This is a genomic window from Leptolyngbya sp. 7M, assembly GCF_018128485.1.
The window spans coordinates 6,479,663-6,493,583 of record NZ_CP070897.1 but is presented as its reverse complement, the minus strand read 5'-3'; the positions used below and the strand labels follow the sequence as shown (position 1 = coordinate 6,493,583).

Sequence of the window (13,921 nt, the reverse complement as noted above, 5' to 3'; positions counted from 1 at the left end):
CTGCTGGCGGGCATTAGCTTGTGGTCGCTAAAGAGAACATCAGTCCGAATGAGCAGCCAGATCAAGAGCTAGCTGATCAAAAATCTGCCTCGATTTCTACATCAACCAATTTACCGTCTGGTTCGACATCGACTATTGCAACTGCCCTAACTCGGTGTTTGTCTCAGGAAATTGTTGATGTTGCCCATGAAGCCCTGATCCGCAACTGGTCGTTGCTGCGAAGTTGGCTAGAAGAGAGCCGAGAAATGCTGCGGCGGCAGCGGCGGGTTGAACAAGCAGCTCAAGAGTGGGACCAAGCCGGACAGCCAGCCATTGGAGAATATCTGTTGCATGGTTTACGGTTGAGAGATGCAGAAGATTTTCTCAAGCTATATCCCCAAGAGCTGTCTGCATTGGCGCAGCAGTACATTCAGGTTAGCTGTACGGAATGTCGTCGGGCTAGAAGGGAGTCGCGGCAGCTCCAAATCGCTATTCCAACCTTATTGGTTATCACATTGACGGTCGTGCTTGGTCAGTACTATGGTGTTATGCGCACTCAAACCGAGAAAGAGGATCAGCTCAAGCAGGCTACAGCTCGTGAACGGGCCGCCATTACTCAAGCCGTCCTGCAAGACTCAAAAGCTGATCCAATGACGGCGCTCTTGATTGGTCGTTTAGCAGCGGAAGGTACAGCGACTGGATACGAAGCTCAATCCAGTTTAAGAGCCGCTTTGCAGAACCTGCGTCTACAGCTGGAATTGCGAGGGCATCAGGGAGCCGTCCAGCAAACAGCCTTTAGTCCCAATCACCAATATTTAGGTACAGCCAGCGCCGATGGAACTATTCGTCTGTGGGCTGTTAATGCCAGAACGATCTACAGTACTAGCCTGAATGCTGCCAAAGTGCTGCCTTGGGCAGAAACCAACGGACAGGTGCAGCCGGTTAACATTCGAGACATTGCATTTAGTCCGGATAGTGAGCAAATCGCAGCAATTGCGCAAGATGCGTCTGTAGTGAAGGTGTGGTCAGTCACATCAGGAACGTTGATGCATCAACTATTTGGATCTGCTGTTGTGAAGCAAGTGAGCTTTAGTCCTGATGGAGATTGGATCGCTACGGCAGGGGACGATCGTCGCATTTCCATCTGGCAGGCCAGTACTGGCGTTTTAAAGCTCCAACTTCAGCAAAACAGCCCCATTCAAAACTTTCAGTTCAGCCCAGATGGATCTCACCGGTGCGAAATTCATCGTAACCCGTGCTCCGTTCCCCGGCGAGGAACGGCATAAACGTTAGGCCGTGAGCGTCCGGCCCGCGTTTTGATATTTCTCGTCCGACTGCCGCGTCTGGCGCATCGATCCGTAGGTTCCGCTTCAACCAATCGTAAAGTCCGCCGCCATCGGAAATTGCCCCTCCAATGATCACACGCTCGCGATCGACGCGATAACACCACAACCCGCTCGGAATCTTTCTCGGCGGATCGCCTTTGCAGATCACCCGCATCGCACCGGAGGTTCCGATCATCAATGCTGCTCGGGTTTCGTCGATACACCCTGAACCGACGCTATTTGCGACACCGTCCGCGATCGGCAGCACCCAATTCGCAGATGCCAAACGCGGCCAACGCTTCCGCCATTTTTCTACAAGTGTGGTCTCGAAGTCGTCGGTCGGTGCGATTTCGGGCAGTTGTCTTGGATCGAGTTTGAGATATTCAAGCAATTCGGTGTCCCACACACACCTTCGAATATTGAAGACCCCGGTGCCCGAAGCGATCGAAACGCTGGTCATAATCTGACCGAACAACTTCAGGGCAACATAATCGCCAAACGATACCCACCTGGCCGTTCGCTCCCAGATATCGGGTTCATTTTTCCTAAGCCATAGCAATTTTGCAGGCCAAAAGCTCGAATGAAAATGCGCGCCCGTCCGCTGTTGCACGGCCGCCTCGTCAAGGGATCTTCGGAGTTTTGCAACACTATCGCGGCTACGGTTATCTGCCCAGCCGAGTACCGGCGTCGTTGGTTTTCCGTTAGCGTCAACGCCCATCAGGCTATGCCAGAATGTACACGCCGCGATGTGCGTTATTTCGCCCGCGGGAGCCCGCTCAAGTACGCCATCGATAACGCCAATGACCTGCCGCAACGCTGTGTTCGCATCGAGCTCCGCCCCGCCATCGCGCGTCGCCGAAAGCCGCCGCTCCTCTTTGACGAACGTCCGCTTCAGTATCCGCCCTCGCCCATCAAAAAGAGCTCCGCGAACGCTCGAAGAGCCGAGGTCTATCCCCAAGATCAGTTCTTTAGCCATTGCCCAGAAAAATAGCTGCCGACATTCAGCCGACAGCCGAACAATATCTGTCAGTTCTAATCTATCAGTTTTACGCTACCCCAAAACCTATTTAGTGCCCCTGCACCCCGTTTTTCGTACTTCACTAGCCTCAAAAAGGCTGTATTTATAAGACTGTTTGTAGAACTGCTTGTAGAACTGTTAGAAAACGTTGGTAAAACGCCGGAAGGTGGGCTTCGGTGTAACTACCCTTTGTAAAGGAGCGTAACAGAGGCTAGGATGCGGGGGCGAACTTCACGAAACCGCCAAGCAAGTTTGGCTGAAGCTGTCCCCCTATGTTGAGAAAATTGGGAAAGCCCTTCTCTCCCCCGCCCTCTGTGAATTCATCCAGTGTTTCGCCTGCACCTGCTTCACCTCAGCCTAATTCTGCTCCAGTCGATTCCTCCAGTTGCTTGATTGGCACGCTCAAGACTATCAGCACTGTGCCTGGCAAATGCTACAGCTATTTTGACAAGTTGACGAAGGAGCGCTCCCACAGTTTCGCCTTCAAGCTCGACCAGATGCGCCAGGTTTCGATTGACATTAGCAATCAGCGCCGACCCAGTTTGTTTGAAGATTTGATTCGCACTCGCAATATCCAGGTGATTCTCTGGAGCGAAGACGGCAGCCAGCAGCTCTTTTCGATTCCCCCTGGAGACCGCAACCGCGAAACGGTGATCCTAAAGTCGGGCCGCTACCTGATAGAACTCAAAACCCGCACCAGCCAGAAAGTAGACTATGTTTTGCAGTTGATGCCAATGAAGTGGGTGGTGCTGGATTATTTTGTGGGTTGAGGGGGCAGGAGTCAGGAGTAGGGGTGAGTTTAAGGAAATGCTAAATTCTGGCTTCTGACTCCTATCTCTCAAAGATTTACTAAAATGGGCTGCTGCAGTCGGCAATTGTGGTCAGGCTCCATCACAATAAGTAATGTTGAAATAGCGAATTTTCGGTCGGAGTAATCGGATATGACTTTGTCGCTGATTAAATTTTCCTCGGAGGACTGTGGGCTGTGCCACAAGATGTCGTTTTATGACCAAAAGGTGGCTGAAGAGTTAGGTTTGCAGTTTGTTGATGTGAAAATGCAGGATACGGCAACCTATCGGAAATATCGCAAGATCCTGCTGACCCAATATCCCGACAAGGCTGAAATGGGTTGGCCGACCTACATTATTTGTGAAGACCCAGAAGGCGACTTTAAAATCGTCGGTGAAGTTAAAGGTGCCCATCCGAAAGGGGAGTTTCGGACGAACTCGGATCAGGCGACTGTGCGTCAGGTGGTTGGCAGCAGCATGAGTTAGGCTGGACCAACTCCGATTGGGGAGAGCAGGGGACAATAGTTGGCTTACAATCAGCTTGACGTGAACATCCATAGCTCGATGTAACAGTGCTTGAACACGCTCAGTCTTCTGCTTCTCATCCATCCTTCTGGTCTGCTTAAGCCCTGTGTCGCTAGTTTGAGCATCTAGTTTTGAGCGTCTAGTTTCGAGCATCTAGTTTCGAGCATCTAGTTTCGAGCATCTAGTTTCGAGCATTATTATTACCTTCATCTCTCTCAGTCATGACTTCAACTCCCTTAGATCTGACCAATCAGCGCATTCTGGTAACGGGTGGAGCCGGATTCTTGGGTCGGCAGGTGGTCGATCAACTCTGTAAAGCTGGAGCCGATCGCCAGAAAATCTCTACGCCCCGCTCCCGTGAGTTGGACTTGCGCCAAATGGCAGCTTGTCAGCGGGCGGTTGATCAGCAGGATATAGTGATCCATCTAGCCGCGCATGTGGGTGGAATTGGTCTGAATCGCGAAAAGCCCGCCGAGTTGTTCTATGACAACCTGATGATGGGTACCCAGTTGATTCACGCTGCCTATACAGCCGGGGTGAAAAAGTTTGTTTGTGTAGGCACGATCTGCGCCTATCCTAAATTCACACCCGTACCGTTCAAAGAAGAGGACCTCTGGAATGGCTATCCAGAAGAGACAAACGCTCCCTACGGCATTGCTAAAAAAGCACTACTAGTCCAGCTTCAAGCCTATCGGCAGCAATATGGCTTTGATGGCATCTACCTGCTGCCCGTGAATCTATACGGCCCTGAAGACAACTTTGATCCACGCAGTTCGCACGTAATTCCCGCCCTGATTCGCAAAGTCCACGAAGCCCAGCAGCGTGGCGACAAACAGATTCCGGTTTGGGGAGATGGCAGCCCTACCCGCGAGTTTCTCTATTCTACGGATGCAGCCAGAGGCATTGTTATGGGCACCCGCCTGTACTCTGAATCAGAGCCGATCAACCTGGGGACGGGTTACGAAATCTCGATCAAGGATTTAATTACGCTCATCTGTGAATTAATGGGCTATGAGGGGGAAATCGTTTGGGAAACCGACAAACCGAACGGCCAACCTCGCCGCTGTCTGGACACGCAACGCGCCGTCACGATCAACAGCAATCAGGTGACGATTCAGGTGGGCGATAGCCGCCAGGGTTGGGTCAAGTCCTACCAAGCGCTGCTGGAGCTTTCTACCGACGAGCGCTTTACCGATTCGGTGCAGGTGGTGATTGACCTCAGTGATGTGCGTCCTGCCGGAGAAAAACTGAAGGGCTTTGGCGGTGTGGCCAACCCGATTCGCCTACCCGGACTCTATGAGCGCTGTGCCCATATTTTGAACAAAGCAGTTGGCCGCCAGTTGACCTCGGTGGAATGCTGCTTGCTGATCGATGAGGCGGCTGCTTGTGTGGTGGCTGGTAACATCCGCCGCTGCTTGCCTGAAGATGCGCTGGTGCACACCTCAAAGGGACTGGTGCCGATCAAGGATGTGCAGGTTGGAGATTTGGTGCAAACGCCGCTCGGTTTCCGCAGAGTGGTCAACAAATTCGATCAGGGCTATCAAGATGTCTACGAAATTGAGACCAACGCCACGGCTCCAAGAGCGACCCTGAATCACCGACAGGCCGTTTGGGCCGATGCCAAAGGTACGATCCGCTGGAAGCCGTTGGCGGAATTGGCTGAAGGCGATCGGCTGATGCACAGCACACAGGTTCTGCCCGGGACCGTGACTCACCTTCCCCAAGACGATACAACCCGACCTGCGCAAAGCCGCAGCGTGAAGCCGATCGTGATTCCCGATCTCACCCCTGAAGTTGCCTGGTTGATTGGATTTACGCAAGGGGATGGCCATGTAGCGCTGGGACGCAACAAATATGGCAAACCCTATGGGCGAGTTGAATGGGCGATGAATGGCCTGGATATGCAGGTATCGGCTGGGGTGCGGGAAAAGCTGGATGCGGCGCTAGCGCTGTTCGGTCTGTCGGTCTCCCACGGTTTTGTTAAAGGAGAAACCGCAATTAAATCGGTGTGCTCCTCGCTTCGATTGGCCGAGTACTTCTACCAACATATCAAGCAGCCTAACCAGCCATTGCAGGTGCCCCGCTTCATTCTCCAAGGTGCGGTGGATATTCGAGCGGCCTATCTAGCAGGGCTGATGGATAGCGATGGTGCGGTCAACAATCGGCCTCCCCATCTAGTTACAACCGTGTATCGCTCGTTTGCTCGACAGGTGGCCGCCGTGCTGTCAAGTTTGGGCCTTGCTGGTCGGCTGATCGTGATTCGGCTCTTTTTGTCCTTTCCGTAGGGCACTTCGGTTCTAATCTGCGTGTAGACACCCAGTTCAGGAAATAGGCGAGCTGCTAGGGCTGCTTTAATGACCTGGTTCGGCATGGCTGTATTTGCTCCCACCCAAGTTGGCAGCGGTGGCACCTGAATCATTTCCCAGGTGTAGGGCAATTTGCGGGTTGGGCTAGCGCTGCGAGAGACCATCACTGGACAGCCAGGGTGGTAAACACCGGTCATTGGTCCCGTATTGGGGCAATGGGCCACGATTGCTTCACCAGAATCGAGCAAAATATCGGCAAAAAACCGTTTGTAGCGTTTGATTAGAGTGCCGGAAAACAAAGGGGGACAAGGGAAGAGCCAGTCGGTCATGGTGGGGGTGGTAGGGGAGCTAGAAGTCAGGAGTCAGAAGACAGGAGATGACAGATGAGAATTAAAAGCGCAAAAGAAACCGTGAAATTATGGAATTGTTGGCGACCCATGACAACGCTAGCAACCGCCTTTATGTTATTGCCCCTAGAAGCTTAAATCGGTTGTGGGCTGGCGAGTTAGGGACAGGCGCAGGATGGAGAGGGTGAGAATGATGAGAAACGTAACTAGGCCGATGGTACAGGCATAGCTGATTTCCAAATCCTGAAAGGCGCGTTCATACACGTAGTAGACCAGCGTTTTAGAACTGCTGCGCGGTCCACCCTGGGTCATGATGTAGACTTCTTCAAAGACTTTGGTAGCTGAAATGGCTGAAATGACGGCTACCAGAAACAGGTACGGACGCATCAGGGGCACAGTGATATCCCAATGCTTGCGCCAACCAACTGAACCATCGATGGCAGCGGCCTCATAGAGATCGGCAGGAATCGACTGCAACCCGGCCAAGTAGATCACCATGTAGTAGCCCAAGCCTTTCCAAATGGTCACCAGCATGACGCTGAACAAAGCGAACTGGGGACTGGTCAACCAGGGAATACCTTCATTGGACAGGTGGAGCGCTCGCAGAATTTGATTGAACAGGCCGTTCTCAGCGTAGAGCCAGCGCCAGGCAATTCCAGCTACTACCATGGAGATGACAACCGGCACATAGTAGGCAGCTCGAAACCAACTGATGCCCCGCAACGTCTGATTCACGAGAATCGCTAATCCTAGCGGTAAAATGACCAAAATTGGCACTGGATCGGCCGAGGCGGCCACGATCAAGGCGAAGTCGAATCGTCGCAACGGGCATTCCGCCAAGACCGTGACCGGCGACCTGGGTGAAGTCACCGTGGCGATTCCGCGGGATCGTGACGGCACCTTTGAACCCCAACTCCTCCCCAAATATCAACGCCGACTCGAAGGCTTTGATGACAAGATTCTGGCTCTCTATGCCAAAGGCATGACGACCCGCGATATCCAAGACATTGTCATGGACCTTTATGGTGTCCATGTATCGCCCACCTTGATTTCCGAGATCACGGCGGACCTGGATGCCGAGGCAACGGCTTGGCGAACTCGACGTCTGGATGCCGTCTATCCCATCGTCTATCTGGACGGGATTGTCGTGCATGTTCGGGGTGACAATGGCAAGGTTTCACCCCACACCATGTATGTGGCGTTGGGCGTGAATCTGCAGGGAAAAAAGGAACTTCTGGGACTCTGGCTGGGTGAAACCGAGGGGGCCAAGTTTTGGCTCAACTGCCTGACCGATCTCAAGAATCGCGATGTCCAGGATATCTTTGTTGTGTGTGTGGATGGCTTGTCCGGCTTCGCGGATGCGATCCGCGTGGCGTTCCCGCAAGCCAAGGTTCAGCGATGCATTGTCCATCTCGTACGCAATGCACTGAAGTATACTAATAAGCAAGATAGTCCTGAAGTTGTCCAGGACCTGAAGACGATCGATCAGTCAGCGACGCAGGCCGAAGCCGAGGCCGCGTTGGACGCCTTCGAGGCGAAGTGGGGTGGGAAGTATCCCACCATTGTCAAGCAGTGGCGACAGAACTGGCTGGACATCGTGGCCATGTTCGAGTTCCCCGAACCGATCCGGAGGGTGATTTACACGACGAACGCGATTGAGAGTGTGAATAGTGTGATTCGGAAGTTCACGCGGAACCGCAAGCAGTACCCGAACGCGGAGAGTGCCTTGAAGTTGGTGTGGTTGGCGATTCGGGAGGCGTCGAAGAGTTGGCGTCACGCGGTGCCGAAGTGGAAAGAGGCGTTGAATTATTTCGCGGTGCTGTTCGAGGACCGCATGCCCGCCAACCTGTTGAAGTGACCTGCAAACCCCGTTCCCAAACACCCTGACACAAAATTCAGTACAAGCCCCCACAGGAACGTGTTGCGGGTGGAAACGACGATCAACAACCCGTGTCTAATCCGGACTGGCGCTTCGTCGCAAAGATATCCTTACCACCTGCACCAAACAGCGTATCGTTACCTTTTTTGCCGCCAAACAGAATGTCTTTACCATCGCCGCCGTCGAGTGAGTCATTACCCTTGCCACCAAACAACACATCGTCTCCACCGCTGCCTTCTAGTCGGTCGTTGCCGTCATCCCCTGCCAAGGTATCTTTTCCGCCTTCGCCCACTAGTCGGTCGTTGCCATTGTTGCCTGTTAGCGTATCATCGCCACTGCCGCCAAACAGCGAGTCGTTGCCATTCCGTCCATCAATCTCATCATCGCCTTGCAGTCCCTTAAGATTGTTGTTCTTATTGTTGCCCTCAATCTGATCGTCGTCTTTGGTTCCCTTTAGCTTATTTTTGTTGCTGCCGCCATCATTATTGTTGTCATCGTCATCATCGTCATCATCGTCATCAAACGCATCGCCAATACTCTCAATATCATCTTCAATGTCTTCGATGCTGTTGTCAATATCATTAGCTACATCAGAAACATCATCCACAATGTCAACAACATCATCGATGAAGCTCCTCGTTTGTGGAATTACGTCAGATACTACAAACATTCCTTTCACGCTTTCTTCTCCCGAAGCAAATTTCTAGATTAGTTGACTTGCAAAATTCAAGATTGCATTCTATTTTCCTCAGCTCCTTCTAGAACAGAAACGTTGTTCTGAGCGTGGCAATAATGGCATCCGGATTATCATTACTTTGATTCGGAGCCGTTAGCCAAATGACTCCAGGCGTAATGAAAATGTTGTCGTTCAAGCGGTGTCGATAAAAGGCTTCAATATGTAGCGGCACATCTACAGCAAAGTCTTGCGGATCGCCGCCCATCTCGGTCAAATAGGGTTCTGCTCCCACTACCAAGCCCAGCAGATTGCCCCGCTGCCCCAAATCAGGAAGCGCGAATGTTAGGGCATAGGTAAGGATATTGCCGTCTCCTTCACCAATCAAACGCGGATAAAAGGTGCTAAACCAACCGCTAATTGAGAATCTTGCGCTGGGTTGCCAGTTGAACTGCACGCCATAGCCATTGGTGATCACTGGAGATTGATCAATCCTGCCAATTTGCTGTCCTAAAATGCGAGTACCGAACAGATCCTGTCCCCCTAATGTATTTGCAACTGCCGTTCCGGTGAGCTTTCGGCGGCGGCAACGATCTGATCGCGACTGGCTTCGGTAACACAAACGGTGGCCTGGTCGGGAATGTCTCCCAAAAAGTTAATGCGGCCAGTCTCAACATCATAGGTGTTGGGAACCCGCATATAATACCGATCGCTGTCATCTTCGTACACTGCCAGTGGGTTTTCAGCCGTGGGCGGACGATTGCCTAAATAGCGGTGATAGAACTCCAGCGCTGGTTTGCCGTCGATTTCGTAGAGGACCGTTTTCTCGGCTCGTGTAATCTGGCTTTTGCGACCAATTGGCTGCCAGCCGCAGGCGACTCCGTAGGAAAACAAAATTGAGCCAGAGAAAATCAATACCGGCAGAGCATTCGTCAATACTTCCGCCCCAAAGAACTGGTAGGTGGTCTGAAAGCGAAACTGATCGCCAGCCGCCCCGCCAACAATTGGTACCTGGTTGCCCAAGGCCAGCTTGAGCGCTTCTAAAATGGCCACGCCGCTGGTAGTGGTGCCGTCGATTAAATAGCTAGCCGGTAAGGCCAGACAAAGTTGAGCCGTTGCGCTACTTTTCTGCGTTGCTTGTACTACGGCCTGTTGCGCCGCTCTGCCCGGATTTTCCTGCAAGCCATAGCCCACCCCGGCCCGAATCTCGACCGTATCGGAGCAGAACAGCATCAGCGTCAGCGAGTCCTGTTGAAAGCCTAATGTGGAGGACATTTCCCCATCGGTGGTGCAGCCAATCAGCTCTAGTTCTGGAAAGCTGACCTGAATCTGGCGCAAAATTAGGGCATGGTCAAAGTCAATTGCTGCAAACAAAATTCCAGCTTGGGGCAGGGTGCCAGCCAGTTTTTGCCGACATTGTAGTAAAACTTCCTCAATTGCTGCCTGGGAATCCGGATCTTCACTGTGGCCCACAACAACCTGAAACATACTGCCTCCATTACAACCTGAGCAGGGCTAGACCTGAATTGCGCTTCTCGGCCTATAAATTGGCTGACTCTACTGGTAGGATTCCCACTTAACCCGGGCTACTTTACGGAGACAGCGCTGAAATGCTGAGTGCCCAATAGTACAAAGCAGCCTGGCGAGTTGATATCAATATCAATGGTTTCTCCACCGTCCAGCCTTCCTGATTCAGCTGATTCGCCAACTTTGCCGCCTCTTGTGTTTTTCCCAGCCTGTGGGTCCCACTGTTTCTATGCCCTCAACGAAATGTGCGTCAAACCGGCTTCAGCCGACCGGATGTTGACCTCATTTCTAGAAATGGAAATTGATGGTGAAGTGATTGACCAGTATCAGGGCGATGGGTTACTGGTGGCAACACCGACTGGCTCCACCTGCTATACCTTAGCCGCAGGGGGGCCAATCATTCACCCCGGTATGGATGCAATTGTGGTGACGCCGATTTGTCCGCTGAGTTTGTCCAGCCGTCCGATTGTGTTGCCCGCAGGTTCTGTCGTTAGCATCTGGCCGCTGGCCGATCGGGAATTAAATACTAAACTCTGGATGGATGGGGTATTGGCAACCGCCATTTGGCCGGGACAGCGAGTTGATATCCGCATGGCTGAGCGTCCGGCAGAGTTTATTTTGCTGCGCGAAAACTATTCCTACTACCAAACGCTGCGCGAGAAGCTGCAATGGGCCGGTGCCTTGGTGCGCTACAACAATAATCACCGCAACTAAGAGCAAGTTGGGCATCTAGGCAGTCAACGACGGGACCAGGATCAAGAAAAAATAGCCCTACTCTTGCCACTTGGCCATGGTCGTATGCTAATGTGGAGTACGGTGTGCGAAACGCACCGGACGGGTCGCTAGCTCAGCGGTAGAGCACTCGGCTTTTAACCGATTGGTCCTGGGTTCGAATCCCAGGCGACCCATAAATATTGACATTTAGCATCAGGAAGCATAGAACAGTTCCTCCAATAATGTCTTTAATTTGGGGTTTTAGTAACCCTATCGCCAACTCCTCGACTCGTAATCATTAAATATTTGCTTACATCTAAAATTAATGGTCTAATAGTACCCCTAGCTTGCAAGCATAGAACCTGCTCATGGAAACTATGCACGCCTGTTTTTGTAGGTTCGTTTGCGGTTTCCTACACTGAAGATAAAAAGAACAACCACCATTTGTGAAAGGATTAAGGGGTACTAAGATGTTGAACTGGATTAAACGAGTTGTTCGGCAACTATTTGGGCGTACTCAAATTGGGCGTACTCAAACAAGCAAGACGAATCAATTGGTCAACCTGAGCAGTAACTTGGCTGGTGCCTTTGGCTTGGGGTTAAAGGTATCGCAGCCTGAGCCGGAAGCTGACACTTGGACTAGCGAGAAGTTGGTGCAGATGAGCGAGAACCTGTCCCACATTTCCAGGATAAATTCTGTTCCCTGTCCTGCTGTCGAAGCACAGTTCAACTTACCGCCATGTTTTTCCACTACAATTTGATGGCTAATCGACAGTCCCAAACCCGTACCTCTCCCAATTCCTTTAGTCGTAAAAAACGGTAAGAAGATCTTGTGGCGAATTTCTTCAGGAATTCCAGGTCCATTGTCTTTGATGGAAATTATTGCCCAATTGTCATTTGCCTGCCACGTGCGAATCTGAATCATTCCAGGATTTTTATCAATATCTACTAGAGAACGTGTTCGGTTCAATTCCTCTAATGCATCAATTGAGTTTGCGATCAAGTTCATGAATACTTGATTAAGTTGACTGGCATAGCATTCGATTTCAGTTAATTCACCGTAGTCCTTAATTACCTGAATCGCGGATCGATTGGCCTTCGAGTTCAGGCGATTCTGCAAAATCAACAATGTGCTGTCCAGCCCTTCGTGAATATCAACGGCTTTCATTTCAGATTCATCGAGTCGAGAGAAGCATCGCAGAGAAGTTACGATTTGGCGAATGCGTTCAACTCCTAACTTCATTGAGTTCAGCAGTTTAGGTAAATCCTGCTTTAAAAACTCCAGGTCGATAACCTCAATCTGTTCTGCAATCTCTGAGGTCGGAGGAGAAGAGAGCTGATAAAGGTTGACCAAATGCAATAAAGCTTGGGTATATTCGGCTGCTGGTGTGAGGTTACCGTAAATAAAATTGATTGGATTATTGATTTCGTGAGCCACTCCCGCCACCAGTTGCCCCAGTGCAGACATTCGTTCACTGTGGATCAACTGAAGCTGGGTTTGCTGCAGTTCCTCTAACGTAGATGAGAGCGTTTTGGTTCGTTCTTCTACTTGCTGTTCCAGCTGCTGATTTAGCTTCAACAGAGCAGATTCTGCCTGTTCTCGCCGCTCAATTTCCTGCTTCAACAATTGGTTTTGAGATTCCAGCCTTTTGGCAAAGTCACGTAGCTGCAGATGCACTCTAATCCGCGCCAGCACTTCTTCTTGGTGAAATGGCTTTGTAATGTAGTCAACGGCTCCAAACGATAATCCCTTCACTTTATTTTCGGTATCGGTCAGGGCAGTCATGAAAATTACTGGAATGTTCCAAGTTAATGGATTTTGTTTCAATCGACGACAAGTTTCATATCCGTCAAGGAACGGCCCGTCGCCGCGCACCATCAGCGGATTGATGCACGCGCGCTTGTTCGCCCAGATCTCGAAATCCTGCGAGAACGCGGCGAGGCTGGCCGCCTGGTAGGCGCGCGCGGTGGGCACGTCGGGGGTCCTGACCAGCAGCGCGTGCCAGACGTGGATCGTGCCGTCGTCGACCGGGGTATGGCAGATCAGGATCAGCGAGGGAAATTCGCCCTCCATCGTCGACTGGAGAATGCCCGGCCCGGTGTACCAGGTATCGTTGGTCATCGCGCCCTCGCCCGAAACCAGCGTCTTGTGCCCGGCGACCAGCAACTGGCGCACCACATGCCCATCGAATTCGTTGACGAAGCTCTCCATGTCGGCCGAGCCGTGGACTGGCACCAGATGCGCCTTGTCCGCCATGTTGTCGATCACTTCCTGCGGATGGCATTTGAGCACACCGAGATCGTCGATCGCCCAGGGCGTCCATTCGGGATTATCGTAGTTCTCGAACGCTGGTACATCGTAATCGGGCGAGCCGCCCTCGGCATCGTGCCACAGCCATACCACCCCGGCGCGTTCCTTGACCGGCCAGCTCTTGACGCAGGCCGCCTTGGGAATCGGCGCGGGGGAATAGGGGATGTCGTCGCACTTGCCGTCCTCGCCGCGGAAGCGCCACGCGTGATAGGGACAGCGGATGCCCTCGCCGTCGATATGCTCGCGGTCCTGAACTACGTAGGAGGTGGAGTTCTTGCCCAGGTGCGTGCCCATGTGCGGGCAATAGGCGGAGACCGCATAGACCTTGCCGCTCTTGCCGCGGTAGATCACCATGTCCTCGCCGAAATAGCGGGTCGAGAACGGCGCGTCCTGGACCTGATCCGATGCCGCGACCATGAACCAGCCGCGCGGGAAGGTATGTTCGCCCAGACCATAATCGGCGGTGGTGGCCATCGTCATGCTGCTCCCGGAAAATGTCGCCCGCCTGATACGATACCACGCGGGCCGT

Annotated in this window: 12 protein-coding genes, 1 tRNA gene and 1 pseudogene; 7 read left to right on the top strand and 7 right to left on the bottom strand. The window is 52.2% G+C overall.

Annotation, left to right across the window (positions count from 1 at the left end; genetic code table 11):
• Window positions 1-20: 20 nt before the first annotated feature.
• Window positions 21-1,265 (top strand): WD40 repeat domain-containing protein, encoded by a 1,245-nt coding sequence (locus JVX88_RS34810; protein WP_211623444.1) that lies wholly within the window; start codon window positions 21-23, stop codon window positions 1,263-1,265.
• Here JVX88_RS34810 and JVX88_RS34805 read toward each other — a convergent pair.
• On the bottom strand, window positions 1,192-2,280 hold the full coding sequence (locus JVX88_RS34805) for a gluconokinase (protein ID WP_211623442.1): 1,089 nt from the start codon (window positions 2,278-2,280) through the stop codon (window positions 1,192-1,194). The genes JVX88_RS34810 and JVX88_RS34805 overlap by 74 nt on opposite strands.
• Window positions 2,281-2,636: 356 nt before the next feature.
• On the opposite strand from JVX88_RS34805, the gene JVX88_RS34800 reads away from it, so the two are divergent.
• From JVX88_RS34800 to JVX88_RS43635, 3 genes are all read left to right on the top strand, one after another.
• Window positions 2,637-3,092 carry a hypothetical protein gene (locus JVX88_RS34800; protein WP_211623440.1) on the top strand — a complete coding sequence of 152 codons (456 nt, stop codon included), beginning with the start codon at window positions 2,637-2,639 and terminating at the stop codon, window positions 3,090-3,092.
• Window positions 3,093-3,263: 171 nt separating this feature from the next.
• Window positions 3,264-3,596, top strand: a complete 333-nt coding sequence (locus tag JVX88_RS34795; RefSeq protein WP_211623438.1) for a thioredoxin family protein — start codon at window positions 3,264-3,266, stop codon at window positions 3,594-3,596.
• A 260-nt stretch (window positions 3,597-3,856) separates the two neighbouring features.
• Window positions 3,857-5,920, top strand: coding sequence for an NAD-dependent epimerase/dehydratase family protein (locus JVX88_RS43635; RefSeq protein ID WP_225931286.1), 2,064 nt, complete (start codon window positions 3,857-3,859; stop codon window positions 5,918-5,920).
• Window positions 5,921-6,030: 110 nt separating this feature from the next.
• On the opposite strand, the pseudogene JVX88_RS43630 reads toward JVX88_RS43635, so the two are convergent.
• Together JVX88_RS43630 and JVX88_RS34780 are read right to left on the bottom strand one after the other, a co-directional pair.
• Window positions 6,031-6,270: pseudogene (locus JVX88_RS43630) on the bottom strand (DNA/RNA nuclease SfsA); the annotation flags it as partial.
• 144 nt (window positions 6,271-6,414) lie between these two features.
• Complete coding sequence (locus tag JVX88_RS34780; protein ID WP_317134556.1) at window positions 6,415-7,158, bottom strand: sugar ABC transporter permease; 744 nt, start codon at window positions 7,156-7,158, stop codon at window positions 6,415-6,417.
• Between JVX88_RS34780 and JVX88_RS34775 the strand changes: the two genes are divergently transcribed.
• Entirely contained in the window at window positions 7,133-8,146 is a 1,014-nt protein-coding gene (locus JVX88_RS34775) for an IS256 family transposase (protein WP_263975398.1), read from the top strand. The genes JVX88_RS34780 and JVX88_RS34775 overlap by 26 nt on opposite strands.
• Before the next feature lie 82 nt (window positions 8,147-8,228).
• Here the strand turns inward: JVX88_RS34775 and JVX88_RS34770 are convergent, their stop codons facing one another.
• The 3 genes from JVX88_RS34770 to JVX88_RS34760 form a co-directional block, all read right to left on the bottom strand.
• Window positions 8,229-8,837, bottom strand: a complete 609-nt coding sequence (locus JVX88_RS34770) for a calcium-binding protein (RefSeq protein ID WP_211623434.1) — start codon at window positions 8,835-8,837, stop codon at window positions 8,229-8,231.
• Between the two features lie 88 nt (window positions 8,838-8,925).
• A complete protein-coding gene (locus JVX88_RS34765) occupies window positions 8,926-9,318 on the bottom strand; it encodes a carbohydrate porin (protein WP_211623432.1) in 393 nt (130 codons plus the stop codon).
• Window positions 9,319-9,383: 65 nt separating this feature from the next.
• Complete coding sequence (locus JVX88_RS34760) at window positions 9,384-10,328, bottom strand: FIST signal transduction protein (RefSeq protein WP_211623430.1); 945 nt, start codon at window positions 10,326-10,328, stop codon at window positions 9,384-9,386.
• A gap of 282 nt (window positions 10,329-10,610) precedes the next feature.
• Between JVX88_RS34760 and JVX88_RS34755 the strand changes: the two genes are divergently transcribed.
• Window positions 10,611-11,081 (top strand): hypothetical protein, encoded by a 471-nt coding sequence (locus tag JVX88_RS34755; RefSeq protein ID WP_317134555.1) that lies wholly within the window; start codon window positions 10,611-10,613, stop codon window positions 11,079-11,081.
• Window positions 11,082-11,203: 122 nt separating this feature from the next.
• A tRNA-Lys gene (locus tag JVX88_RS34750) sits at window positions 11,204-11,275 on the top strand.
• A 356-nt stretch (window positions 11,276-11,631) separates the two neighbouring features.
• Here JVX88_RS34750 and JVX88_RS42710 read toward each other — a convergent pair.
• Complete coding sequence (locus JVX88_RS42710) at window positions 11,632-13,866, bottom strand: ATP-binding protein (RefSeq protein WP_211623428.1); 2,235 nt, start codon at window positions 13,864-13,866, stop codon at window positions 11,632-11,634.
• Between the last annotated feature and the right edge of the window lie 55 nt (window positions 13,867-13,921).

What these genes read in the sequence shown, in the direction of transcription:
- JVX88_RS34805 (WP_211623442.1), bottom strand. Translation starts at nt 2,280, where the DNA reads ATGGCTAAAGAACTGATCTTGGGGATAGACCTCGGCTCTTCGAGCGTT.
- JVX88_RS34795 (WP_211623438.1), top strand. Translation starts at nt 3,264, where the DNA reads ATGACTTTGTCGCTGATTAAATTTTCCTCGGAGGACTGTGGGCTGTGC.
- JVX88_RS43635 (WP_225931286.1), top strand. Translation starts at nt 3,857, where the DNA reads ATGACTTCAACTCCCTTAGATCTGACCAATCAGCGCATTCTGGTAACG.
- JVX88_RS34770 (WP_211623434.1), bottom strand. Translation starts at nt 8,837, where the DNA reads ATGTTTGTAGTATCTGACGTAATTCCACAAACGAGGAGCTTCATCGAT.
- JVX88_RS34760 (WP_211623430.1), bottom strand. Translation starts at nt 10,328, where the DNA reads ATGTTTCAGGTTGTTGTGGGCCACAGTGAAGATCCGGATTCCCAGGCA.
- JVX88_RS34755 (WP_317134555.1), top strand. Translation starts at nt 10,611, where the DNA reads ATGTGCGTCAAACCGGCTTCAGCCGACCGGATGTTGACCTCATTTCTA.
- JVX88_RS42710 (WP_211623428.1), bottom strand. Translation starts at nt 13,866, where the DNA reads ATGGCCACCACCGCCGATTATGGTCTGGGCGAACATACCTTCCCGCGC.